Origin of the sequence: Brevibacterium spongiae, from assembly GCF_026168515.1 — a bacterium.
Lineage (GTDB): Bacteria > Actinomycetota > Actinomycetes > Actinomycetales > Brevibacteriaceae > Brevibacterium > Brevibacterium spongiae.
Map to the genome: position 1 here is coordinate 3865503 of NZ_CP093443.1, position 24913 is coordinate 3890415.

General features: G+C 65.2%; 22 protein-coding genes. 11 read left to right on the forward strand and 11 right to left on the reverse strand.

Annotation, left to right across the window (positions count from 1 at the left end):
• Window positions 1-7 precede the first annotated feature (7 nt).
• Window positions 8-1267, reverse strand: a complete 1260-nt coding sequence (locus L1F31_RS17340) for a pyridoxal phosphate-dependent aminotransferase (protein ID WP_265418468.1) — start codon at window positions 1265-1267, stop codon at window positions 8-10.
• A gap of 4 nt (window positions 1268-1271) precedes the next feature.
• Window positions 1272-1844 (reverse strand): peroxidase-related enzyme, encoded by a 573-nt coding sequence (locus L1F31_RS17345; protein ID WP_265418469.1) that lies wholly within the window; start codon window positions 1842-1844, stop codon window positions 1272-1274.
• Between the two features lie 239 nt (window positions 1845-2083).
• Between L1F31_RS17345 and L1F31_RS17350 the strand changes: the two genes are divergently transcribed.
• Window positions 2084-2389 carry a cupin domain-containing protein gene (locus tag L1F31_RS17350; protein WP_265418470.1) on the forward strand — a complete coding sequence of 102 codons (306 nt, stop codon included), beginning with the start codon at window positions 2084-2086 and terminating at the stop codon, window positions 2387-2389.
• A 125-nt stretch (window positions 2390-2514) separates the two neighbouring features.
• Here the strand turns inward: L1F31_RS17350 and L1F31_RS17355 are convergent, their stop codons facing one another.
• Window positions 2515-3996, reverse strand: coding sequence for a glutamate-cysteine ligase family protein (locus L1F31_RS17355; RefSeq protein ID WP_265420462.1), 1482 nt, complete (start codon window positions 3994-3996; stop codon window positions 2515-2517).
• A 158-nt stretch (window positions 3997-4154) separates the two neighbouring features.
• On the opposite strand from L1F31_RS17355, the gene L1F31_RS17360 reads away from it, so the two are divergent.
• The 3 genes from L1F31_RS17360 (at window position 4155) to L1F31_RS17370 (ending at window position 7078) form a co-directional block, all read left to right on the forward strand.
• On the forward strand, window positions 4155-5327 hold the full coding sequence (locus L1F31_RS17360) for a M20 family metallopeptidase (protein ID WP_265418471.1): 1173 nt from the start codon (window positions 4155-4157) through the stop codon (window positions 5325-5327).
• Window positions 5328-5763: 436 nt separating this feature from the next.
• The gene (locus L1F31_RS17365) at window positions 5764-6543 is read left to right on the forward strand and encodes a helix-turn-helix domain-containing protein (protein ID WP_265418472.1); all 780 of its coding nucleotides are present in this window, start codon (window positions 5764-5766) and stop codon (window positions 6541-6543) included.
• A gap of 112 nt (window positions 6544-6655) precedes the next feature.
• Complete coding sequence (locus tag L1F31_RS17370; RefSeq protein ID WP_265418473.1) at window positions 6656-7078, forward strand: PaaI family thioesterase; 423 nt, start codon at window positions 6656-6658, stop codon at window positions 7076-7078.
• Between the two features lie 227 nt (window positions 7079-7305).
• Here the strand turns inward: L1F31_RS17370 and L1F31_RS17375 are convergent, their stop codons facing one another.
• Window positions 7306-8340, reverse strand: coding sequence for a class I SAM-dependent methyltransferase (locus tag L1F31_RS17375; RefSeq protein ID WP_265418474.1), 1035 nt, complete (start codon window positions 8338-8340; stop codon window positions 7306-7308).
• Window positions 8341-8513: 173 nt separating this feature from the next.
• Here L1F31_RS17375 and menC point away from each other — a divergent pair, with 173 nt between their 5' ends.
• The gene (gene menC / locus L1F31_RS17380; protein WP_265418475.1) at window positions 8514-9638 is read left to right on the forward strand and encodes an o-succinylbenzoate synthase; all 1125 of its coding nucleotides are present in this window, start codon (window positions 8514-8516) and stop codon (window positions 9636-9638) included.
• 87 nt (window positions 9639-9725) lie between these two features.
• Here the strand turns inward: menC and L1F31_RS17385 are convergent, their stop codons facing one another.
• The gene (locus L1F31_RS17385; protein WP_265418476.1) at window positions 9726-11357 is read right to left on the reverse strand and encodes an SLC13 family permease; all 1632 of its coding nucleotides are present in this window, start codon (window positions 11355-11357) and stop codon (window positions 9726-9728) included.
• Between the two features lie 88 nt (window positions 11358-11445).
• Here L1F31_RS17385 and L1F31_RS17390 point away from each other — a divergent pair, with 88 nt between their 5' ends.
• Window positions 11446-12330 carry a LysR family transcriptional regulator gene (locus L1F31_RS17390; RefSeq protein ID WP_265418477.1) on the forward strand — a complete coding sequence of 295 codons (885 nt, stop codon included), beginning with the start codon at window positions 11446-11448 and terminating at the stop codon, window positions 12328-12330.
• Window positions 12331-12476: 146 nt separating this feature from the next.
• Window positions 12477-13586, forward strand: a complete 1110-nt coding sequence (locus L1F31_RS17395; protein WP_265418478.1) for a tartrate dehydrogenase — start codon at window positions 12477-12479, stop codon at window positions 13584-13586.
• Window positions 13587-13588: 2 nt separating this feature from the next.
• Here the strand turns inward: L1F31_RS17395 and L1F31_RS17400 are convergent, their stop codons facing one another.
• The 4 genes from L1F31_RS17400 to L1F31_RS17415 form a co-directional block, all read right to left on the reverse strand.
• Window positions 13589-14497, reverse strand: a complete 909-nt coding sequence (locus tag L1F31_RS17400) for a cation diffusion facilitator family transporter (protein ID WP_265418479.1) — start codon at window positions 14495-14497, stop codon at window positions 13589-13591.
• A gap of 168 nt (window positions 14498-14665) precedes the next feature.
• On the reverse strand, window positions 14666-16426 hold the full coding sequence (locus L1F31_RS17405) for a flotillin family protein (protein ID WP_265418480.1): 1761 nt from the start codon (window positions 16424-16426) through the stop codon (window positions 14666-14668).
• 177 nt (window positions 16427-16603) lie between these two features.
• Window positions 16604-17065 carry a DUF3817 domain-containing protein gene (locus tag L1F31_RS17410; protein ID WP_265418481.1) on the reverse strand — a complete coding sequence of 154 codons (462 nt, stop codon included), beginning with the start codon at window positions 17063-17065 and terminating at the stop codon, window positions 16604-16606.
• Window positions 17066-17296: 231 nt separating this feature from the next.
• A complete protein-coding gene (locus tag L1F31_RS17415; protein WP_265418482.1) occupies window positions 17297-19450 on the reverse strand; it encodes a M28 family peptidase in 2154 nt (717 codons plus the stop codon).
• Between the two features lie 420 nt (window positions 19451-19870).
• On the opposite strand from L1F31_RS17415, the gene L1F31_RS17420 reads away from it, so the two are divergent.
• Window positions 19871-20977, forward strand: a complete 1107-nt coding sequence (locus tag L1F31_RS17420) for a VIT1/CCC1 transporter family protein (protein ID WP_265418483.1) — start codon at window positions 19871-19873, stop codon at window positions 20975-20977.
• Window positions 20974-21861 (forward strand): aminotransferase class IV, encoded by an 888-nt coding sequence (locus L1F31_RS17425; protein WP_265418484.1) that lies wholly within the window; start codon window positions 20974-20976, stop codon window positions 21859-21861. Before L1F31_RS17420 ends, L1F31_RS17425 begins: the two co-directional genes overlap by 4 nt.
• Before the next feature lie 121 nt (window positions 21862-21982).
• Here L1F31_RS17425 and L1F31_RS17430 read toward each other — a convergent pair whose 3' ends face one another.
• Entirely contained in the window at window positions 21983-22186 is a 204-nt protein-coding gene (locus L1F31_RS17430; protein ID WP_265418485.1) for a hypothetical protein, read from the reverse strand.
• A gap of 238 nt (window positions 22187-22424) precedes the next feature.
• Between L1F31_RS17430 and L1F31_RS17435 the strand changes: the two genes are divergently transcribed.
• Window positions 22425-22724: a DUF4235 domain-containing protein gene (locus L1F31_RS17435; protein ID WP_265418486.1), complete on the forward strand. Its 300-nt coding sequence runs from the start codon at window positions 22425-22427 to the stop codon at window positions 22722-22724.
• Between the two features lie 174 nt (window positions 22725-22898).
• On the opposite strand, the gene L1F31_RS17440 is transcribed toward L1F31_RS17435, so the two are convergent.
• Window positions 22899-23732: a type I 3-dehydroquinate dehydratase gene (locus tag L1F31_RS17440; RefSeq protein WP_265418487.1), complete on the reverse strand. Its 834-nt coding sequence runs from the start codon at window positions 23730-23732 to the stop codon at window positions 22899-22901.
• 57 nt (window positions 23733-23789) lie between these two features.
• Between L1F31_RS17440 and L1F31_RS17445 the strand changes: the two genes are divergently transcribed.
• Window positions 23790-24584 (forward strand): alpha/beta fold hydrolase, encoded by a 795-nt coding sequence (locus tag L1F31_RS17445; protein ID WP_265420463.1) that lies wholly within the window; start codon window positions 23790-23792, stop codon window positions 24582-24584.
• The last annotated feature ends 329 nt before the right edge of the window (window positions 24585-24913 follow it).

Consider the following 24913-nt stretch of genomic DNA (forward strand, 5'->3'; position numbering starts at 1 on the left):
GCAGGACTCATCCCATAAAGTCGAGGATGCGGTCGATGGCTTCGGCGGTCCGGTCCGCGCCGACGGCCAGGGACAGACGCACGGAGCGAGGACCGTCGACGGAGTCGAAGTCATCGCCGGGGGCCAGAGCCACACCGGTGGCGTCGAGCACCTGCGCACACCATTGTCCGGATGTCTGGAGTCCTGCTCGGTCGAGGATGTCGTCGATGCGTGCGTACATGTAGAAGGCACCGTCGGGTGGGGCCATCTGGCCGAAGCCGAGGTCATCACGCGCGTTCAGGACATGCTCGCGGGCTCCGGCGAACGAGGCCACTGCGGCCTCACATTCGGCGTAGGACTCGTCCGAGAATCCGGCGACCGCGGCGTATTGGGCGGGCACCGGGGCACACAGGGAGAGATTCCCAGTGACGTTCTGGGCCGGGGCGACGAGCTCTTCGGGCAGGATCGCCCAGCCCAACCGCCAGCCTGTCATACCCCAGTACTTGGAGAACGAAGAGATGACGATCGCATCGTCGTCATGGGCCAGGGCGCATTCGCCGCGGGTGCCGATGTAGCTGATGCCGTGGTAGATCTCGTCCGAGATCACCTGCACTCCGTTCGCTCGGCACCAGTCCGTGAGCTTCCCGAGCGCTTCGGGTCCGATCATCGTTCCCGTCGGGTTCGCCGGGGACGCGAGCATGAGCCCCTTGAGGGGCGCCTCGGCGTGGGCTGCGGCGAGCAGTTCGACGGTCGGTTGGAACCCTTCGTCGGCGCCGCAGTCGAGTTCGACGACCTCGCATCCGAGTGCGGCGAGGATGTTCTTGTACGCCCCGTACCCGGGTCGGGCCAGAGCCACCCGGTCGCCGACGTCGAAGCAGGTGAGGAACGTCGTCTGGAAGGCGCCGGAGGATCCGGTGGTCACGGCGATGCGGTCTGGGGCGATGTCGAGTCCGTACCAGTCGCGGTAGTGGGAGGCGATGGCCTCGCGCAGCTCGGGGATGCCGAAGATCGGTGAGTAGCCGAGTCCGGTGCCGTCGCGGGCGACTTCGGCGGCACGGGCGAGGACGGGACTGGGCGCGCCTTGGGTCGGTTCGCCCAGGCACATGGCGATGGTGTCGCGGCCGGCGCGCTGCATCTGCCCGACCGTGGCGACGATGCCCATCGCGGCGAAGGGTTTGACGAGCCCGGATCGGGCGGAGGCGACGGGGGCGGACGCGGACGTGGTGGGGGCAGTTGCGGCGGGGGCGGACGTGGTGGGTGCCGCCTCGGCGGGGGTGTGTGCAGTCATCGTCTCACTTCTTCTCACGCGGGACGCGGCCGAGGGTGTAGAACTCCGGGTTCGGGACCATTCCGGAGATGTGGGCCATGCGGTTGGACAGGCCGAAGAAGCCGGTGATCGCGGCGATGTCCCAGGCGTCCTCGGCGTCGAAGCCGTGTTCGGCGAGCGCCTGGTGGTCGGCGTCATTCACGGCCCACGGTTCCTCGGAGACCTTGACCGCGAAGTCGAGCATGGCCATCTGACGTGCGCTGATGTTCGCCTGGCGGTAGTTCGTGGCGACGACGTCGGCGATGAAGGCGTCCTTTGCGAAGATCCGCAGCATCGCCCCGTGGGCGACGACGCAGTACAGGCACTGATTGATCGCCGAGGTGGCCACGACGATCATCTCCCGATCCGCCTTGGTGAGGTTGCCCGTCTCCTTCTCCATGAGCGCGTCGTAGTAGGCGAAGAAGGCGCGGAATTCGGCGGGGCGGCGGGCCAGGGCGAGGAAGACGTTGGGCACGAAGCCCGACTTCTCGGCCACCTCGAGGATCTGGGTGCGGATGTCATCGTCGACGTCGTCGATGTCTGCAAGTGGGTATCGCATATCCCTCATGCTAGCCCGGGTGGATCGGGCCATGTCGAGGAGTCCGACGGTCTGTGTCCAGGAGGCGAAGTGCGAGAGGGGGTGAAGCGCGGGGAAGTGCGTGGCTGCGGGTGCAGCCCGCGTGGACGGTGCGGACGGATACAGTGAGGGCATCACGTGCAGTTGCCTTTCCGCACCGGAAACGGCACCAGCACCCGCCCACGTATCGCACCCGTCCACGTATCGAAGGAGATCACACCATGGCCGCAGACATCCCCGCAGACACCGGCTCGACCGGCGAGGTCCAGCTCGACAACGGCGTCTTCCGGGTGACGAGGTGGACGATCCGGCCCGACGGAGTGATCCCGATGCACAAGCACGAGTATGAGTACGTCGTGGTGCCGATGGTCACTGACACGATGCTCGTGCGCAATTCCGACGGCACCGAGATCCGCGCCGAACTCGAGGCAGGAGTCTCCTACACCCGCCCGGCCGGCTCAGAACACGAGGTGTCGAACCCCGGAGGCGCCTCCGACGTCGTCTTCGTCGAGATCGAGCGCCTCTGAGGCTCGTCGCCTGCCCCAGAGAATAGGTCGCTATCGGATACTTTCTGCGTCGCGAAGTATCCGATAGCGACCTGCATTCGGCGCTGAGTATCCGATAGCGACCTGCATTTGGCGACGAACGACTGTCAGCGGGAGGGAATCTCCCAGGTGTGGACGGGCTTGCCGGACGCCTGGTTGGCGACATAGGCATCCATCATCGCTGTGAGTCCCTCGCGGCGTTCGGGAGAATCCTGCAGGCTGCCGGGAGCGAGGCTCTCCAGCGCCTGCAGCTGCCAGGTCGCACCGTTGACACGGTTCTCGGCCCGACCTTCGATGATCGACATGTATTCGTCGATGATGTCCTTGTCGATGTTCAGACGTGAGAGTCCGCGCCTGGCCTGCGGTGCGAGCACATCGGTGACGAGTTCGGCGACGTCGATGCGTCCGATCTTCGGCCAGGTCACTCGTGCTTCGATGCCGTCACGGGCGCAGTTGAAGAAGTTCTCTTCGGCTTCCTTGAACGACATCCGCGACCACACGGGACGATTCTCACCGACGAGGAACTCCGCGAGCCCGTAGTAGAAGGCGGCGTCGGCGACCATGTCGACCGGTGTCGGTCCGGCAGGCAGAAGACGGTTCTCGACGCGGATGTGGGCACCGCTGTCACCGGAGTTGTAGATCGGCCGGTTCCAGCGCCAGACAGTGCCGTTGTGCAGGTTGAGTTCGAAGAGCTTCGGCGCATCGGCGGCCCGGAATTCGACGAAGTCCTTGATCTCGGGCAGGAGCGGCGGGAAGTAGCGGACGTTCTCCTCGAAGAGGTCGAACACGCTGGTGATCCACCGCTCGCCGAACCACACCCGCGGACGCACACCTTGGTTGACCAGTTCGGGCGTGCGGGTGTCGATGGATTGGGAGAAGACGGGGATCCGGGATTCGTGCCACAGCTTCCGGCCGACGAACAGCGGGGAGTTCGCACCCATCGCCACCTGCGCCGAGGCGATCGCCTGCGAAGCGTTCCAGGCATCGGCGAACCGGTTCGGCGCGACCTGCAGGTGCAGCTGCATCGAGGTGCACGAGGATTCGGGGGCGATATCGGCGAACTCCATCTTGTACCGCTCGTCGCGGCCGAGTTCGATGCGCACGTATTCTCCGCGCGCATCGATGACCGAGTTGCTCAGCGCTTCGTATCGGTTCTCCTCGGTCATCCACGGCTCGTCGGTGAGGAACTGCGTGGTCAGCGTCGGCAGGGTCCCGATCGATACGACCTTGAGCCCGTCCGCCTCGGCGGCATTCTGCGCCTTCTCCAGACGATGGGCGACACCGGCCTCAAGAGTCTTCAGCCCCCGGCCCGCCACCTGGAGCACGGGGTGGTTGAGTTCGAGGTTGAACCCGCCGATCTCGGACTGGTATTCGTCGTCGAGACGGTTGAGCACGTCCTTATTGCGCAGATTCGGCTGGTTCTCACCGTCGACGAGGTTGAGCTCGAGTTCGAGCCCGATCGTGCCGGCCGATTTGAATTCCGCATGCCGGAGATAGGTATCGAAGAGCTCGAGATTCTCCGCAAGCTTCTCCCGATACAGTGTGCGCTCTTCCGGCGTGTACCGCTTCGAACTGACTTCCTCACCCATGGAACAAGCAAACCACAGACGGTCGGGTTTGTGCTCGGACAGGGCGAGATCGGTCGATGTCCCCACGCAGAAATGAGACGACCATCGCCGAGGATGTCCCCAGTCGCATCATCCGGACACCGAGGAAGGCGGCAACCTGCCCTCCGTAGAATCGAGATATGACTTCGACCACAGCTTCCGTATTCCAGCCCGCCGAACTCGTCGACCAGGCCGCCAGGCGTCTGCCCGACATGCTCGCCGACATCGAGCGTGTGATCTCGATCGAGACGCCCTCGAGTGACAAGGACGCGGTGGCCGCCGGGGCACGGGACTTCGCCGCACTGCTGCACGAGCGCCTCGGCACCGAGGCGGAGCTGCTCGAGGTCGAAGGCACCACCCACCTGCGCCTGCGCTTCGGCACCGGCCCGGCCCGCGTCGTCCTCCTCAACCACCAGGACACGGTGTGGCCGCACGGCACGCTCGAACGCATCCCGTTCACCACCGACGAAGGCATCCTCCGCGGTCCCGGCAGCTTCGACATGCTCACCGGGGCGATCATGAGTGTGCACGCGACAGCGATCCTGCGCGACCACCTCGGCGAGGGTGCCCTAGACGGTCTGTCGATCCTCGTCACCGGCGATGAGGAGATCGGATCGATCTCATCCTCGGACCTCATCCGCGCCGAGGCGGCCGAAGCGAAGGCCGTGTTCGTCATGGAGGCGAGCGCGGGCGGTGCGCTCAAGCTCGAGCGAAAGGGCACGAGCAACTACGTTCTCGTCTTCTCCGGGAAGGCCTCGCATGCGGGGCTCGAACCGGAGAAGGGGATCAATGCGGGCATGGCCTTGGCTCTGACCTTGCCGCTGGTCGCTGATCTCGCCGACGCCGAGGCCGGGACGACTGTGGTGCCGACCGTGATCAGCGCCGGCACGACGTCGAATACGGTGCCCGCCGAGGCGCGTGTGGACATCGATGTGCGTGCCCGGACCGCGGCGGAACTCGAACGCGTGGATGCGCAGATCCGTGAGTTGGCTGCGAAGCCCCAGGTGGAGGGTTCGGCGACGGAGGTGCTCGGCGGGATCAATCGGCCGCCGTTCGAACCGGAGCAGTCGGCTGCGCTGTTCGACCGGGCGACCGCGCTGGCCGGTGAGCTCGGGCTGCCGGCCCCGGAGGGCGTTTCCGTAGGTGGGGCATCGGACGGGAACTTCACCGCCGGCGACGGCATTCCGACCCTCGATGGTCTCGGGGCCGTCGGCGATGGGGCGCATGCCGAACACGAACACGCCGTCATCGACGAGATCGCACCCCGGACCGCGCTGCTCGCCGCCCTCATCGCCGATCAGTTGCGGGGCTGAGGTGCGGCAGCGCGCGTCTCGGCCAGTGATTTCAGGGTGAACAGCCAGTCCCGCAGCAGCGCTCCGACTCCCTGGCGCTATCCGCGGACTCAGCCCTTCGGGGACACATCAATGGCACCTCAGACCAGAAGATCCTCTGTTCGGGCACTCCTCAGCCCCCTGCTCCAGGCGAAGGCATCTGCCGAAGAGGTTCACCTGTCAAAAGTCACAGCTTGCGCGCCTGTTCGCCGATAGCTTCGGGAAGTCTGCGGTCGCGTGCCTGAGCATGATGCGAACCAGATTTGCTGTCTCCCTCGGAATAGATGGTTGCACGGAGGCACAGCACCAGCCTCACGATCGACCCCATGTCGCTTCGTGGGCAGTAGGCTTGCGGCGAATGTCACCTCGCACGAAGATGGAGGTCATAGGATTCCTTACGTCTGAGTAGGAACATGGCATGGCCTCCACCAGCACGACGTCAGTCAGTGAGCTTCTACGGGCTTGGCGGACCAGACGGCACTTGAGCCAACTCCAGTTGGCAACGCGTGCCAATGTATCAACACGCCATCTGAGCTACCTCGAGACGGGGCGGTCGAAGCCGACGCGCAACATGCTCGAGCGTCTTGCACGCCATTTGGAGGTTCCGCTCCGCGAAAGAAATCAGTTGATGCTTGCGGCAGGTCTTGCTCCGGCGTACCCCGAGCGTGGACTCAATGCGCCCGAGTTGATGGCGGTGAGCAGTGCACTGCAGTCGATCATGGATGCGCATATGCCCTTTCCCGCGCTCCTCCTGGACCACTGGTGGGACGTTATCGACCGCAACGCAGCGACCGACTTCCTGCTCCGTGGATGCGCTGCCCACCTGATTGACCCCCCTATCAACGCGTTGCGACTGACCTTGCATCCAGACGGTCTGGCCCCACGTATCATCAACCTCGGCCAGTGGCGCACGCACCTGCTCTCCCAGGTGCAGAGTAGGTCCGAACGTGATGGCGACCCCCGGCTGCATGACCTTGTCGCAGAACTGGCTTCCTACCCGGGTGATGACGTCGGCCACCCAGTGCTCACTGATGTCGTCATACCGCTCGAGCTCAAAGTCGGTGACGCAAAGCTGCGCTTCTTCAGCGTCTCCGCCACGGTGGAGTCAGCGATCGACATCACCATCGACGAACTGCGCGTCGAGGCCTTCTACCCGGCCGACGACCCCACCAGAGACGCGATCCTCGCTATGAAGTGACGACAGAGAGCGCTGCTGGCTTTCGACTGCATGACCCGTGAGGTTATCGACAGTCGCCGTTGCAGAGGCAACGCTTGGATGACCACGGCAACCAGCGTCTCAACCATCAAGGATGACCAACATGCACTCACTTGCACAGCACTGGATCAAGAATGTTGTCCTCCAAGCTCCCGTCGCACAGACACTCGGAATTTCGGTGCGCTCAGCGGAGATCGACCACGTCACCCTCGCAATGCCATATTCCGAAGAACTGACAACCACCCCTCAGGTGCTTCATGGGGGTGTCATCGCGACTTTGATCGATACCGTCGGTGCCGCCGCCTCGGCATCCGGAATCTCACCCGATGATGACGCATCCGGGGGTGCGACGGCAATTCTCGGGGTGAACTATCTCGCCGCTGCTAGAACTGACCTCACCGCGACAGGCAAAGTTGTGCACCGAACTCGTTCGGCAAGTCTCACCGAAGTGCACGTCACAGACGCCGAAGGGACTCTGGTGGCGACAGGGCAGGTCAACAGTCGCATCTTTCGATAGCGAAACGGACTCGATCGACAGTTCGTCAACCACCACAAGCATGACTGCGCCGAGTCCGGCCATCGCCGGCCATTCCAGCGCCGGCCCCTCCCTCTTCCCCAGATAAGTGGGGTCAGATTGCCAAGATCGAACGGTGGGCTCAGGGTTCTAGTACAACAGTAGGCCAGTCTCAGGCTACCTGCTTGTGCAACGGCGCGGTCGGCGGTAACCGCGGTCGCACTCGGCGGCTAGTCGACCGGGTAGCCGGCCGCGCGCATCTGATCCGGTGATTTCAGCGTGAACAGCCAGTCACGCAGATGCGGATCCGGCCGAATCGTCGACCGCGCGAACAGTCGATCCTCACCGACGAGGTAGTAGTGGTAGCCATGCTCGCCGAAGTGGCCCATGAGTTCACGCGGTTTCGCGCGGTCGTCGAGGACCTCGCAGAGGATATCCGGGTGGAGGGTCGAGAGGAATTCCTGCCCGTGCGCGAAGACATCGTTCTCGCCGCCTTCGACATCGATCTTCACGGTCACCGTCGGCTCATCGCCGGGTGTGGCCCGAGTCGTCGAATCCTCGTCGGAAGCGGCCCGACCCGAAGCGCCCTCGCCGTCTCCGGACGCCTCTGCCCGTGCATCGGCCAGCACCTCGGGCAGGAGGGCGTCGAGGGAAGTGAAGCGCACCTCGGCGTCGGAGTCGAAGCTCATGTCAGCGGAGTAGAACGACGGCAGCGCCGATCCCCCGTCGCCGAGGGGCACCTTCATCCAGGTGTCGGGGCTGCCGACCCCGGTCGGGTGGACGGTCACGCGGCTGTTGAAGCCGTTGCGTTCGACGTTCTTCTCCACACCTGCGACGACGGCGGGGATGATCTCGAAGACGTGAGCGCGCACATTCTCGTTCGCGGCGAGGACGGCCATGGTGAAGACCCCGGTGTACGCGCCGATGTCGAGGAAGACATCGGCATCGGCGCTGAGCGCGACCATGAGGTCGAGGGCGAACGCGTCTTCGGGTTCGGTGCGTCGGCCCCTTCCCCAGTAGAACTCCTTGGCGATCTCGCAGCGGAAGGGCTCGACGAGGATGAAGTCCGCTCCGCCCGCCCGTCCGCGGATCTCGGTGAGTTCGATGGGCGCAGGGAGACGACCGATCTTCAGCCCTCTGATCCGTGGCGCGATCGCTCGCAACAGCGGGTGGAGCGCCGGTTGCGCGAGGGCGGTTTTGACCGGCAGCTTGAGGCCGAACCAGGACTGTCTGCGCGCAGTGAAAGTGCGCAGGTGATCGTTCACGACGGTGGCCCCCTTGCTGACAGGAAGACTTTTGTTCACACTATCAATCGCCGAGCCGCCGCTCCAGGGTCCTTCCGGACCTGATTCGCGATACTCGCCGCCTCTTTGCGGACCGCTGGCATAAGGTGGAAGCGAAGACCCATCCGCCCCGTTGCGAAGCAGGAGCCCGGCATATGAAGCTCAAGTCAGTCACCCTCCACCAAGTCTCGATCCCGCTGGTCACCCCGTTCGAGACCTCGTTCATGCGGGAGACGGAGAAGGACTGCTACCTCGTCGAGGCTGTCTTCGACACCCCGCAGGGCGAGGTCACCGGGTGGGGCGAGTCGGTGGCGATGATCTCCCCGCTCTACTCCTCCGAGTATGTGGCCGCCGGCATCGACGTCACGCGCCGCTGGTTGGCGCCGCTGCTCTTCGACGTCGAGGATCTCACCGCGGAGACCGTCGGTTGGCATCTTCGCCATGTCATCGGGCACCCGATGGCGAAGTCCGCCCTCGAGATGGCCGTCATCGAAGCCCAGCTGAAGCTCAACGACCAGTCGTTCAAGGACTACCTGGGCGGGGTCGTCGATTCGGTCCCCTCGGGCGTATCGGTGGGCATCCAGGATTCCGTCGAGGAGACGGTCAAGGTCATCGGCGGCTACCTCGAAGAGGGCTACGCCCGGATCAAGCTCAAGATCAAGCCCGGCAAGGACATCGCCCCGGTGGCTGCGGTGCGCAGGGCATTCGGTGATGATTTCGGCTTCCAGGTCGACGCGAACGCCGCATACACCCTCGTCGATGCCGCGCATCTGCGCCGACTCGACGAATACGGGCTTCTCCTCATCGAACAGCCCCTCGGCGAGGCTGATATCCGGCAGCACGCGGAGCTCGCGAAGCTCATGGACACCCCGATGTGCCTCGACGAGTCCATCGTCTCCGCGGAGGCGGCAGCGGACGCGATCATGTTGGGAGCCACCTCGGTGATCAACATCAAACCCGGACGCGTCGGAGGCTTCATCGAAGCGAAGAAGATCCATGATCTCGCCGCAGCCCACGGGGTCGCCGTGTGGCACGGCGGGATGGTGGAGACCGGCCTGGGACGGGCGGCGAACGCGGCCCTGGCATCGCTGCCGGGCTTCACCCTGCCCGGCGACATCTCCGGGTCGAACCGATTCTTCCACGAGGACATCACCGAGGAGATCGTCATGCACGACGGCAAGGTCGACGTCCCCACCGGCATCGGCTTCGGCGTCTCGATCGACCCTGCCAAGCTCGAGCGCTTCCGCACAGATTCAGTGGAGATCCTGCCCGGGCAGTAGGACAAGGTTCGCCGAGGCGGCCCTTCCTTCACCGGTCACCGGCCGGCACGGGGAGGGCCGCCTTCACTGCAGAATCCGGCCTCTGGCCTACTGTCCGAGGCCGACAACCCCGATCATCACCGGCACCAGTGCCACGATGAGAATGGCTCCGGCGATGTCGAAGGAGAAGCCGGTGCGGATCATCTTCGTGATCGGCACGGCTCCGGTGCCGTAGACGATCGCGTTCTGCGGCGTCGAGACCGGGAGCATGAAACCGAACGACGCTGCGAAGGTCGCGGCCATCGCCGGCACGAACGGATCGATGCCCGCCGCCTGGCACAGCGGGATGACGATCGGTACGATCACGGCCGCTGCGGCGGTGTTCGACGTCGTCTCCGAGATGAGGATCGCCAGCACAACGGACACTGCGGTGATGGCGAGCAGACTCGTCACGCCCAGACCGTCAGCGAATCCGGTGCCGATCGTCTCGGCCAGACCGGTGTCGGCCAGCAGGGCCCCGAAGATGATGCCGCAGCCGAAGAGGATGATCGTGCCCCAGTCGATCTTCGCCGCCTGCGTCCAAGTCAGCGTGGGCTCGCGACGCTTCCAGTCGACGGGGAGGATGAAGAGCAGCGAGGCGCCGATGACGGCGACGATCCCTTCGTCGAGGCGGGAGTCGAGGAACTCGTAGATCGCCGAATCGGTGCCTGTGAACAGGGCAGCGAAGGCCGGCAGCAGCCACAGCACCACGGTGACTCCGAAAGCGAAGAGGGTGTTCTTCTCCGCACGGGACACAGGGCCGAGGTCGGCGAGCTCCTTCTTCACATACTCTTCGACGCCTTCGATCTTCCGGATCTCCGGCTTGTTGAGCAGGAACAGCACGACGGCGAGGATGATGAACATCGCCACGCAGATCGGCAGGGCCACGGCCATCCACTGGCCGAAGGAGATCTTCGTCCCCGTCGCCTCCTCGATCAGTCCGCGTCCGATGAGGTTCGGAGGTGAACCGACGGGAGTGAGCAGGCCGCCGACGCTCGCACCGTAGGCCAGCATGAGCAGCAGCGCCGCACCGACCCGCAGCCGCAGCGGGTCGAAGTCCTTCTTCACGATGCCGCGTTCCTGCATGAGCTCGGCGATCACGGCGAGGATGCCCAACGCCGTCGGCATGAGCATCGCCACGGTCGCCGTGTTCGACACGAAGGCGGAGAGCACACAGGTGATGAGTCCGAAGGCGAGGATCACACGGTAGACCGACTTCCCGACACCGGGCAGTGCGAGGACGGTCAATGCCAGTCTTTGGGCGATTCCATGGTGGAGCATCGCTTGGGCGAGGATGAACGCACCGATGAAGGTGAAGATCGTCGAAGAGCCGAAAGGCCCGACCGCGTCTGCGGCCGGCACGATCCCGAGGACGACGACCGCGCCGACGCCGATGAGACCGCCGACGGGAATCGGCACCGGTTCGGTGATCCAGAGGACGATGACGCCGAGGAGGATCGCCGCCAACATGTGCTGCTGATAGCTAAGCCCCATCGGAATGAGCGCGAAGACGATCGCCACGAGCGGAGCAAGGATGAAACCCGAAGTCATCCGAGCCCGTTCGAACTTCTCCTCCCGCGGAGAGAGCTTCTGCTCGCTCAGACTCCGGAACGTCTTGCCGCCCAACAGGGCCTCACGCACATCAGTCATGATCCCGGGAGATCCGTCGCTGTCGGATTTCTGCGAAATATTCACCGTCATTGGTCCTTTCATCGCGTTCGTTTCAGCCTGACCGACGACGAACGATTAGTCCAAGGCAAATCTTCAATGCCACCGATAGGATGAACCTATGGATATCCGTCAGCTTCGCCAGTTCCTCGCCGTCGTCGACACCGGAAGCTTCACCAAGGCAGCGGAATCTCTCCTCGTCGCACAGCCGTCCCTCTCCCAGACGATCAAGGGACTCGAGCGGGAACTCGGGATCACGCTCTTCCATCGCGTCGGACGCCGCGTCGCCCTCAGCGAGGCAGGCAGGGAGTTCGAGGGGCCGGCGCGCCTCGTCGTCCGGGACCTCGAAGCCGCCGAAGCGCACGTGCAGGGTCTGCGCGGACTGCGTTCGGGCCGGATTCAGATCGCAGCGATGCCCACCCCGAGCATCGAACCGCTCACCTCGCTGCTGTCGGCGTTCGCCCGAGACCACCCGCAGATCACCTTCGATCTCAACGGCACATTCACCGTCGATGAGACGATCGAGGCCATCCGGTACGGTCGCAGCGAGATCGGATTGCTCGGGGGCCGCGGGCCGCTGTCGGTGAACGACCTCCGCGTCATTCCATTGGCTGACCAGCCACTCATGCTCGCGCACAATCCGCAGTCCTCGGGAATCACCGGCACCGAGGCGGTCGACCCCTCCACGCTGTCAGGTTCGCGATTCATCGTCTCCCATTCCGGTTCGTTCATGCGCGCTTACGTCGACGAGCTCATCGCCGACGGCACGGATATCGAGATCGTCGCCGAGGTGGCCCACAGGAATGCGATCCTCCCCCTCGTCAGAGCCGGCATCGGCCTCGCTGTGCTCCCCTCCTCGTGGCAGACCTTCGCCGATGCCGAACACGTGGGTCTCGTACCGATCACCGGGGCACCCGCCCTGCACGTATCAGCCATCTCCCGCACCGAGGGGCTCACCCCGGCGGCGGCTCGCCTGCTCAAGCTCGCCGCCGAACTCGCCTCATAGGTCTCACCTATCTCAATGATCATCTTTGAGTCTTGGACTTATGGATGATTCGGATGCTCAATGGAGATAGTCGTCGCATTTGCGGGGCCTCAAGCCCCGCGGACGGCTCTGCACCCGCCCCAGCACCCCACAGCAAGGACGAACCCATGACCGAGACACAGACTTTTTCCATCGCGTCCATTCCCGGCGACGGGATCGGCGGCGAGGTCGTCGCTGCGGGACTCCGGGTCCTCGACACGATCGCCAAGCAGTCCGAAGGGGCAGTCGAGTTCGATGTCACGGAGTTCCCTTGGAGCTCCGAGTACTACCTGAAGAACGGACACTACATCCCGGAGGGCGGACTCGAGGAGCTGCAGAAGCACGACGCCATCTACTTCGGGGCAGTCGGCACGGCCGACGTGCCCGACCACACCAGCCTGTGGGGTCTCCGTCTGGCGATCACCCAGCCCTTCGATCAGTGGGCGAACATCCGGCCAGTCACCTTCCTGCCGGGAGTCCAGTCGCCGCTGCGCAAGGCCGACGACACCGAGCTCGACTGGATCGTCGTCCGCGAGAACAGCGAGGGCGAGTATGCCGGGATGGGAGGCCGCAACCTCAGCGGTCGCGGCCCGGGCAACGAGGTGGCCCTGCAGACCAGCCTGCACACCGAGAAGGGCTGCGAGCGCATCATCCGGTTCGCTTTCGACCTGGCGCGCACGCGAGAGGTGAAGAAGGTCTCGAGCGTGACGAAGTCGAATGCCCAGCAGTACGGCATGGTGCTCTGGGACGAAGTCTTCGCTCGAGTCGCCCAGGACTATCCCGACGTCGAGACGGAAAGCGTCCTCGTCGATGCCATGAGCGCAAAGTTCGTTCTGCACCCCGAGCAGCTGTCCGTGGTGGTTGCGTCGAACCTCCACGCGGACATTCTGTCGGACCTGGGTTCGGCCCTGGCCGGCAGCCTTGGGCTGGCCGCGAGCGCAAACCTCAATCCTGACCGACGCTTCCCCTCGATGTTCGAGCCCGTCCACGGCTCGGCTCCCGACATCGCCGGACAGGGGATCTCGAACCCCATCGGGGCGATCTCGTCGGCGGCGCTCATGCTCGATGAGTTCGGTCTGCACACAGAGGCCGACCGCGTGCGCAAAGCCATTGAGAACGCCACCGGAGCAGGAATCCTGCCGCGCGACCTCGGCGGAGAGTCGAACACCGTCGAGATGACCGAAGCCATTGTGACTCAACTCGAAGCCATCCACGCCGAGCAGCCGGTGCCTGCCTGAGCTCACTCGTGGGTGTGAGTCTCCTCAGCGGCGTCCTTCGCGCGGTCGAACTGGAAGGTCGAGTGTTCGATCGCGATCTCGAAGTGCTCGGCCAGGCACTCCTGCAGTGCTCTGAGGATCCGCGGGGCGTGGCCGTCGTAGAAGCACTCGTCCGTCAGGACGACATGAGCGGTGAGCACCGGCAGGTTGGAGTCGATGCGAGTGACGTGGAGGTCATGGACCCCCTGAACATGGTCGACCGACTCGAGGTGCTGCCTGACCTTGTCCAGATCGAGTTCCTTCGGAGCGACCTCGAGGAGGATCGATCCCGTCTCCCGCAGAATCGAGAAGGCCCGGGGAACGATGAGTGCCGCGATGAACAGAGCCGCCACCGCGTCGGCCCGCTCCCACCCGAAGAGCCAGATCGACAGAGCGGCGACGATGACAGCCACGGAGCCGAGCGCGTCGGCGATGACCTCGAGGAACGCCGCCTTGAGGTTGAGCGAGTCCTCCTTCGAAGAGCTGAGGATGGCCATCGAGATGAGGTTGCCGATAAGACCGATCGCGCCGAAGAGCAGCAGCCCCGGCCCCGGCACCTCCGGCGGGACGAAGAACCGGCGGATGCCCTCGATGAGGCTGTAGGCGCCGAGACCCAGCAGCAGAGTCGCCTGCGCACCTGCAGCGAGAACTTCGGCACGCCTGAAACCCCACGTCTTCTGCCCACCGGCCGGCTTGTTGACCAAGGTCGCCGCGAAGAGTGCGATGCCGATGCCGATGAGGTCGACGGCGTTGTGGCCGGTGTCGATGAGCAGTGCCAGGCTGCCGGTGATGACCGAGCCGAAGAGCTGGAATACGAAGATCGCAGCGACGATGCCGAACACGATCGACAACTGACGGCGCGACCCCGCACCATGCGAATGATCATGAGCCATAAGAACCTCCCGACTTCATACATTAACATATGTACATGCTTTTATATATAGTCCCGTCGTGATGCACCCTGACGGCGAGGAAGGGCGGACAACGACCGCGGACGCCGACCAGATGACTGATCGACGCCCGCGCTGCGTGTGCCCGATTCGCTCGGGCTCCGGATGAGGTCAGCTCTCGGAGTCCGTGCCGCCTTCACCCTGGTCAGAGTCAGAATCAGAATCCGAGTCAGTGCCCGAGCCGGACTCCGTGTCCGATTCCGAGCCGGGTTCGGTGCCGCCCGGCGCGCCCCGGTCATCGAGGCGGCGCTTTGCCTCGTCGATATAGGCCTGCACATCGAAGCCGGTGGCCTTCTTCACCTCATGGCCGATCCGGTCGAGGTCGACACCGCTGTCATCAAGAAAGGCCCTCGGGTCAAAGCTCGCACCGTTCGCGCGCGGTCCGGCAGACGTGCTGTCCGCGACGACGCCGTCAACAACCTCGTCCGACCCCACGCCCGCAGAGGAAGCAGATGAAGAGGAGCCGGTCGGACCTCCGCTCTCAGGTTCGGAGGTTCCACGGGACCCCGCCGAGGCGCCCCCACCGGACTCCTTCGCCTTGGCCACGAGGTCCGTGAGGTCGACTCCGGTCGTCCCGCGGACGACCTCGAGGACCTGGGCGAGGTTGTTCGACACCGAGTTCGCGAGCTTCGACTCACCATCGGTGGACACGATCGAGAGGTCCTTGATGTTCGCATAGGGAGCGACGAGCTCACCCGCGACGGTCGGCAGCACTTCGAGCACCTTCGACAGCACTGCGGCGTCGTTGAACTGCTTGTACGCCTCGGCCTGCGCCCGCAGTGCTTCGGCTTCGGCCTCACCACGGGCCCTGATCGCATCGGCTTCAGCTTCACCTTCGAGGCGGATCGCCTCGGCGTCCTTCGACCGGCGATGCAGCTCGGCGGCGGCTTCGGCCCGACCCTGCGCCTCGATCTCATACGCTCGGGCATCGGCAGAAGCCTGCTGCCGGTAGCGTTCGGCGTCCGCGGGTCGACGCACCTCGGCGTCGAGCTGTTCGGCACGCAGCTCCGCGGCTTCCTTGGCCACGATCCGGTCCTTCTCGAGCAGCTTCTGCTTCTCGGCCGCGGCTGCCAGCGGTCCAGCGTTGTCCGCCGATGCCTGCCGCTGATCGGCCTCTTCCTTCAGCGCCGCACGGCGCAGAGCCAACTGCTGCTGCTGTTCGGCGATGGCCTGATCGGTCAGCGCCTGCTGCTTCTGGGTCTCTTCGTTCTGCTGCGCTTCCTCGACGGCCGAGGCACGCCCGGCATTCGCCTCGGCGATGGCGGCGTTCTTCGCCACCTCAGCGGCCTGCGGGCGACCCCAGTCGCGCAGGTAGCTGCCTTCATCCTCGACCGCCGAGATCTGGAATGTGTCGATGATGAGGCCCTGGTTGTTCATCGAGTGCGCGGACTCTTCCTGCACCTGCGCGGCGAAGGAGGCCCGATCCTGGATGATCTGCTCGACGGTGAGCGTGCCGACCACGGCGCGCAGGGTGCCGGAGAGGATCTCCTTCGAGTAGTGGTCGATCTGGTCCTGCTGATCGAGGAAGCGCTGCGCGGCCTTGCGCACATCATCCTCGGTGCCGCCGACCTTGACCTGGGCGACGCCGCGCAGACGCAGCGCGATGCCGTTGATGGAGATGCCGTCGATCTCGACGGAGATCTGCCGCGAGGACAGCGAGAGGATGAAGGCCTTCTGCACGATCGGGTAGACGACCGAACGTCCGCCGATGACGATGCGACCGGTCCCCGAGGCCCCCGAGGCGTTCCGGCCGGTGATGATGAGCGCCTCGGACGGTGAGGCGATCTTGTAGGATCTGAGGATCACGAACAGGGCAATGAGAATGATGACGACGAGGATGCCGATTCCTCCGACGCCGAAGAGCAGGTCCATCAGTGGGCCTTTCATCGTGGCGGGATGTGCAGACCGACCGATCGCCAGCCGGCCCCTTTCATCCTAGGCCAGCCCGCTGGCGCGCAACAGAGCGGAAAATCGCCGAGGCGGCCGCCCCGCCCATCGACCGCGCGGTCAGCGCCCGCCTCCCCTACCCCGCCACGGCAGGGCTCAAGGTCACTTGCCCCATTCCCATGGCGGTCCGGCGAAGAGCAGTGCAGAGAAGACGACGATGACGAAGATCACGCCGATGCCGATGGCCAGCCACGGGAAGCGGATGCACCACGAGGTGAGCTTCTCGAACCAGGTCTGCGGGGTGCGCCCGTTGCGGCCCAGGCCCCAGTCCCCTTCGAGGGACCCGGTCTTCTCCACCGACCGCTCGAAGGGAATCGTGGCGTAGGGAATGATCGCCGAGCCGAGCCCGGTGGCGATGCGGCGCTTGCTCCACTGCTGTGAGGTGCCGACGCCGATGACGGCGATGACGAAGCAGATGAAGATGAAGCCGTGGATGCCTCCGCCGATGCGCACGCCCACCTCGGTGGTGTGGGTGACGTATTTGAGGATCATGCCGATGATGAGCAGGGACCAGGTCACGGTCTCGGCCACTGCGAAGAACTTGAAGAAGCGTTTGGGAGTCACGGAAGACCATTCTGCCCGATCAAGGTGAACGACCCCTGAGGGCCGCCGGCAGGCGAGTCGGGGCGTCTCAGATCCGCTTCAGGGCAGACTCAGCTGCGCCATCCGCCGTCATCACAGGTGAGAACGGCCCGACGCCGGGCGGTGACCGTTTCCAGTCACCGACCTGCGTCGGGCCGTGCGTGCCCATCAAACAAACCGAGGCTGATCAGAGCACGCTGTCTCGACTTCCGCTCAGCTGCGGCGGCGGCGAGTGCCGACCGTCATCGCGATGCCGAGCACGATGAGCGCTCCGGCCGAGAGGATCAGCGGCAGTGCCTCATTACCGGTGCGCGGCAGGTCTCCTCCGCCGCCACCGTTGCCGCCGTCACCGGCTCCGGGTCCGTCACCTGCGGCGACGACCTCGAAGGAACCGCTCAGCGGATCTCCGCCTTCGCAGTCGACGGTGACCTCGTAGGCGCCGATGTAGGTCTCGGCCTTCGAATCATCGAGTCCGCGGACGCCGAACCGGGCGACGGTGTCCTCGCCGACCTCGGCGGTCTGCTCGAACGTCTCGATGTCACCGTTCTGCGGTTCGACGGTCATCGTCGCAGTGGTGTCGGCGGTGCATCCGGCCGCGGCGACCTGGACGCCCTTGTCACCGACGAAGTCATCAGCCTCGATCGTCGTCGGGTCGATGCTCAGCCCACGTTCGCCCGGCTTGTCGGTCGGGGTCTCTGTCGGCGGATCGGTGGGATCGGTCGGCGGGTCCGTGGGATCCGTCGGCGGGTCCGTCGGAGCATCGGCGAGCTCGTAGGCCAGCGTGTGCACCGCGAAGGCGATCGCCGGGACGAAGATGTTCATCGAATCCCGGTTGACGTTCTCGATGGTGTCCGTGGCCTGGTGGTAGTTCGTATCGTGCTCGGCACCGACCGTGCCGCCGAACATCTCGGCCTCCTCGGCGGTCTTCGTGCCATCGGCGCCGGAGAACAGTCCGCTGGCAGGGATGCCGTTGTCGATGAACGCCTGGTAGTCCGAGCGTCCGGAGAAGTCAGTGCCGACGTTCGGCTGATCATTGTCGGCGAAGTAGTCGGTGAAGACCTTCTCGAGCTCGGCCGAGCCCTCGGGCACGTTGACCCCATCGGGGATCGGCACATCGGAGCCGTCGGAGTCGAGTGTGCCGACGATGTAGTTGTCGGAGCCGATCATGTCGAAGTTCATGTACGCCTTGACCTTCGACACCTCGGCGTCGTCCAGGCTCTCGACGTAGTTCGTCGATCCCACGAGTCCGACCTCTTCGGCGCCCCACCAGCCGAAGCGGACCGCGTTGTCCACCTCGGTCGGCTGCTCGGCCAGTGCTTCGGCCGAGGCCAGCAGCGCCGCGGAGCCCGAGCCGTTGTCGTTGGCACCAGGGCCATCTTTCACGCCGTCGAGATGTGCTCCGAACATCTGGACGTTGTCGTGGTCGCCGGCTTTGGTCTCGGCGATGACGTTCCAGGTCGTCTCGGTGACGAACTCGGTCTCGAGCGTGAAGTCAGCCGTCAGCACGGCAGCCGCGGCAGCGTCGTCGCCTGCCTCGGCCTCATCACCGGGCGCTTCCTCTGCTCCGGGGGCTTCCTCGTTGCCGGCGGCGAGTCCGCTGCCTGTCGCAGAGTCGTCGGTGCCGGAGTTCTCAGTGGCGCTTTCGGCCGCGGCGGCATCTTCGACCTTCGAGAGGAGGTCCTGGCCCACGTTGTAGGTGACCGTGACTGTCGGTGCGCTGTTCTCGATCCGACCGCCGAGGGTGGCGTTGAGCGCCTCGTCGGGATTGGCCGAGTCGTTGTTGTAGATGATCACGGCGGCGGCACCGGCCTCGGTGGCGGCCTTGGTCTTGTCGCCGAAGGCACATTCTCCGCGGGAGACGAGCACGAGCGCACCCTCTGCGCTGGCGTCGAAGTCGTCCGCCGAGCAGCCCAGCTGTCCGCCGGCGAAGTCGCTGTTGTCGTCATCGACTGGCAGCGCCACGGGCAGTCTGGTCAACGGCTCGCTCGTGCCCTCGGTGTACTCGGCGGTCGTGACTTCGACCTTCTCGCCGTCGACCTTCACATCGACGGTGCCGAAGTCCTGGCTTTCGACCTCGAAGGCCTGACGCTTCACATCGAAGGCACCGGTGGCTTCGAGGGTGGATTCGACGTACTCGACCGCCTCTTCGTAGCCGGGGGTTCCCAGCGCCCGGAATCCCTCATCGGCGCGGGAGGTGGAGATGTCGGAGATCTTCTGGAGGTGCTTCATCGCGGCGTCGCCGGTGACCCCCATATCGGTATGTTCGGTTGGTCCGGCGGCGCCGGCGGCCATTGCCGGGCTCACGCCGCCGAGGACCAGCCCGGCCGCAGCGGTGACCGCGAGCCAGCTCTTCGTACGCAACTTCATGGAGTTCCTTTCACTCCGTCATGTGCCCCTGAGGAATCGCATGGTTCGGCGCGCCGGAATCGACCGTCACGGCGTGGACTCTCACGCCGAGGCCGGCCTCTCGACTGCGCTTGCGGGGAAGCTCGATTCTGACGTTTCGCCGCGATCCGCCATTGGTAACGAATCGCATCCATCTGTGACGAAACGGTGACACAACTCACATTGGGCTTTAATCTAGTCCACATCTGCGGGGTTTAATGTCACGAATTGATAACAACCGGTCACCGAATGGTTTCGCAGGTACGGGTTCACTGCCGTTTCCGCGCCCTGCGGCAGCGGTGTCCATGCGGATCTCCGGGCTCCCGCCGCGCGCACCGCCGCTGCCCCACATCCCGACCGGCCGGAGTGCCGATTTCCCCGCACCGGATTAGACTCGGGCCAGTGACGACCAACGATTCCGTCGGCGGGGCCCAGCAGCCCGCCCCACCCGACAGACGGACCATTCGCCGCTGGCAGCGCTACCTCGCCAACGAACGGCTCGAGGAACGCGTGTACCGCGACCTCGCCGAACGTCGCAAGGGCGAGGACCGCGAAATCCTGCTCAGCCTCGCCACTGCCGAATCCCGCCATCAGGAGCACTGGATCGCTCTGCTCGGCGAGCACGCGCAGAAGCGACGCTCCGCCGACCTCCTCACCCGCTGCCTGGCATTCCTCGGCCAGATGTTCGGCTCCGTCTTCGTCCTCGCGCTGGCACAGCAGTCCGAGACGAGCTCTCCCTATGAGGACGACGACGCGGCGTCTGCCGAGATGGCCGCCGATGAGCGCATCCACGCCGAGGTGGTCCGTGCGCTGGCCGCCCGTTCCCGGGCACGCCTGTCCGGGAACTTCCGAGCCGCCGTCTTCGGCGCCAACGACGGGCTGGTCTCGAATCTGGCCCTCGTCCTCGGCGTCGGCGCAGCCGGAGTCTCGAACACCGTCATCCTGCTCACCGGCGTCTCCGGTCTGCTCGCCGGCGCCCTGTCGATGGGCGCAGGCGAATACATCTCCGTACGATCGCAGCGCGAACTGCTCGACGCGTCGACCCCGGACCCCGAATCCCGGCACGCCCTGGCCGATCTCAATATCGACGCCAATGAACTCGCGCTCGTCTTCCGCGCCCGCGGCATGGACGCCCGCGAAGCCGAAGCACAGGCCAACCGCACGATCGCAGCGGCGAAGAACCAGCAGGCGCCGAAGCTGCCTGCCATCGACTCCGGTGTCGACCGCGACGAACTCGGCACCGGTCTCGGCGCCTCCCTGTCGAGCTTCTGCTTCTTCTCCTCCGGCGCACTCATCCCGATCCTGCCCTACATCTTCGGCATGTCCGGACTGCCCGCCGTCTTCCTGTCCGCCGGCCTGGTCGGCATCGCCCTGCTGTTCACCGGCGGAATCGTCGGCCTGCTCTCGGGCAAGTCGCCCGGGCCGCGCGCACTGCGCCAGCTCGCGATCGGCTTCGGCGCCGCCGCCGTGACCTATGCCCTCGGACTGCTCTTCGGAGGCACCGCATGACCCAGCCGCTCTTCCTCGTCGACCCGACAGCTGCGCGCTTCGAACTCACTGATCTGGCTGCCGCACAGCTGCCGGTCACCGATCTCTCCGCTCATCGCGGGGACGGAATCTTCGAAACCGTCCTGGTCAGCATGGGCGAGGACGGTGCCGTCGTCGTCAATCGGGAACGGCACTTCACACGGTTCCGCGGCTCCGCCTCGGCGCTGGAGCTTCCCGAACCCGACCAGGAGCTGTGGGATCGGGTCATCGATCGCCTCATCGCCGAGGTGGCCGCCGACGATCCCGGAATCGTCGAGTTCGGGATCCGCTACGCGATGTCCCGCGGTGAGCAGGACGAGGACGGCCGGTTCCGTCCGCGCGGGTGGGCGTTCCCGGTGCCCGTGGACGACCACATCCGCTCCGCCCGCGTCCACGGCGTGACGGCGGTGAGCCTCGACCGCGGCTTCGACGCCTATATCGGCAGCAAGGCACCGTGGCTGCTCATCGGCGCGAAGACCCTGTCCTACGCCGTCAATCAGGCCGCCGGACGCTATGCCGCGGCCCACAAGGCCGATGAGGCGCTCTTCGTCTCCCACGACGGCATCGTCCTCGAGGGGCCGACCGCGAATCTCATCATTCGCCGAGGCGACCGCCTCCTCACGCCGGACCCCGAAGCAGGTCTGCTCTCCGGGACCACCCAGCAGCTGATCTTCGATCACGCCCAGGAGCTGGGGCTGACGGCCGACTACGCTGACCTGCGCCTCGATGATGTCAAGACCGCCGATGGGGCATGGTTCGTCTCATCAATGCGCACGGCTGTGGCGCTGAGCGAACTCGATGGGAACGCGATCGCCGTCGACGAGGAGCTGACCGCGAAGTTCCAGTCGATCGTGCGCGCGGGCTGAATCCCGACCACGGCGAAACCCGGCACGAAGAGCTCTTCGTGCCGGCCTGAGTCGGGGATGCCAAAGAAGAAGGTGTCGGTAAGTGGGATGTCGGTAAAAGGGGATGCGCTGCCCCGAGCCGTCAGGCCCGGGGCAGGGCGTCGGACGTTGCCGACGAGGGGAGAGTGAAGGCAAGCACGAGCCCGAGGATGCAGGACGCGCAGCCCGCCAACCACAGCGGCCAGAAAAGTCCGGACAGTCCCGGAAGCAGCGCCAGGAGGAATCCGAGAGCACCGCAGACGAACAGTCCGGCGACGATCCTCGTCTTCCATTTCCTCAGCATCATGTGCCTTTCTTCTCACGTTCCGACGCGGGCCTTCCCTTACCCTCGCCGAAGCGTGCTCTCACGCTATCCCGACCCGGCACACCTGCACATCCCCCAAAAGTATGAGATCGACGAACTTTCTGTGAGCAGTGCCGTTTGGCTTCACTGCCACTGTCCTGCGTTAGTGTTGTCTCGGACGGACTACGTTCACACGGCACAGCATCGCCGTGAGATTGAGCTTCAAGGAAAGGACACGAGCATGGGAAAGCTCGCTTGGCAGATCATCGGCGTGGGAGCACCCATCGCAGCCGCATTCGTCGCTCGCAAGACCTTGACCTTCGCTTGGGAGAAGTCGACGAAGCGCCCTGCACCGTCGAACCCCGTCGATGACGAGATCTCGATGTCCGAGGCCCTGGCCTGGACGATCGTCTCCGGCGTCGGTGTGGCAGTCGCGCAGCTCGTCGTGCAGCGCATCGCTGCGAACACCGTGCGCAACAACTTCGGCGATGCCGCCCTGCCGAAGAAGTTCCGCAAGCAGATCGAAGAGGTCTCCGACTGATCTCCTGACTCTTCAGCAGACGGATCGGCCCGGGAAGCTCTGGCTTCGCGGGCCGCTTCTTCTGCGTATGGGTCCGGCGTGTCTGTACGCGCGGGTTCGGAATGCATACGCCCCGATCACAATCACCACATATGCACCTTGAAGCCGCTTATACACGACAGCACCCCGGCCCGCTCAGTCGCTGACGCGGTCGAGGATCTCAGCCAGACGCACAGCGTCGATCTGCCCCGGCGCCGAGGCCAGACCGATCTGGGCAAAGCTCGCACAGCTGCCGAAGTCCGCTCCCATGATCCGGCTGGTCCGCCCCAAAGGCCCCATCGAGATTCCGAGCACGGGTCGACTCGACGACGACGCCGCCTCGGCGGTCGCCTCCAACAGATGCAGCACATCGCTCGGCTCCTGCGGCATCATCGCCACCTTGGCCACATCTGCTCCGGCCTCATCCATTCGGCGGAAGGTCGCACGCAGCTCTGCTGGCGCATCCGTGGCCGTGAAATTGTGGTGCGAGGCAACCACGGGCACGCCGTTCTCCCTTGCCGCTGCGATGAGCGCCTGAGACTGCGCCCGGTCGATCTCCACATCGAGCGCCACCGGCGCACCGAGGTCTCCACCCGCCCTTCCTGCCGGCGATTCGCCGGATTCCGCTGCGGCATTCGCCACCCCCGCGATGAGGCGGCTGACCACCTCGGCGTATTCGCTTTCGGAGATCTCGACCAGACCGCCTTCGAACGCGGTGCGCACGGTCAGCAGGACCGGCAGACCGGCAGCGGTTGCGTGCGGAAACAGCCGCAGAACATCCTCGGCGCGGGCATCTCGTCCCGTCTGCGCGAGCAGCGGATCGATGCGCCATTCGATGACGTCGACGACGCCCGTCGCCGCGGCTGCTGCACACTGTGCGGTCAGCTCCTCGGCGTCGACGGCCTGGGTCGGCACGATCACGGACGGTCGACCCGGATTGCGCACAGCAGGCGTTCCTGCGGCAGGATTGAGGAACGGCAATGGTTTCATGGTTCAAGCGTAGGCGCTCCTCTCGCGCCCGCGGACTGGAGGACACGAGTGGAGACGATGCGGGCGCACACGATCAGCACACACGACGGATTTCCGCTCACTGTCCAGGTCAGCGGGCCCGACGATGCTCCCGCGCTGCTGCTGCTCCAGGGGCAGTCGAACTCGCACGAATGGTGGGATGAGCTGCGCGGGGACTTCTCCTCTCAGTTCCGCACCATCACGTTCGACTACCGCGGCACGGGTGGCAGCCGCGGTGAGCTCGGCGAGCTGTCCACCGCGAGCTTCGCCGCCGATGCTGCCGAGGTGCTCGACCACCTCGGCGTGGATCGCACCGCCGTCTACGGCACCTCGATGGGTGGGCGGATCGCGCAGATGCTCGCAGTGGACTTCCCCGAACGAGTCAGCGCTCTCGTCCTCGGATGCACGACACCGGGCGGGCCGCACTCGGTCAAGCGTCCGCGCGAGGTCGGCCAGAACCTCGCTCGCCTGCGCGGAGAAGAACACACCCGTTACCTCTTCGATCTCTTCTACACCCCTGCCTGGACGGTCTCAGCGAAGTACAGCAAGCTGCTCGGCGATGACACGATGATGGCGGCCGAATCGGCGGCGCACCTGCGCATCAGTGCAGGTCACAACGCGTGGGACCGCCTGCCTGAGATCAGCGCTCCCACCCTGGTCATCCACGGCGATGACGACCGGATGAACCCGGTCGACAACGCCCACCTCCTCCACGAGCGGATCCCCGGTTCGCAGCTGCTCATCCTCCCCGAGGGGCGGCACGGATTCTTCGAGGAATTCGCCGAGGTGGTCACACCGGCCGTCCTGCGATTCCTCACCGAGTCCATCGGCTGACGCCTCTTCGCCCGCTCCTTCGGCTGGCGCTTCTTCGCCTGATGCTTCTTCGCCTGACCGATCCCAGCCGTCCGGCGCCGGCACTTCACCGTTCCGCTTCCCATGGGCCCGTCGTCGGCCCTGCCTGAGTTCCTGGCCGGAGTCCTTCCGCCGACTCTCACGGACGACTATGATCAGCTCTCACGAAGGGCTGCACACCGACGTTCGGCCCAGCACCTGCAGATGTGATCACATATACTTGTGACGTCCATCACCGATTTCAGCCGTCGTGCTGCGGCCCGAAACATCGAACGGAGCGCACCAACTCAAGGCACATCGATCTCTGCGGC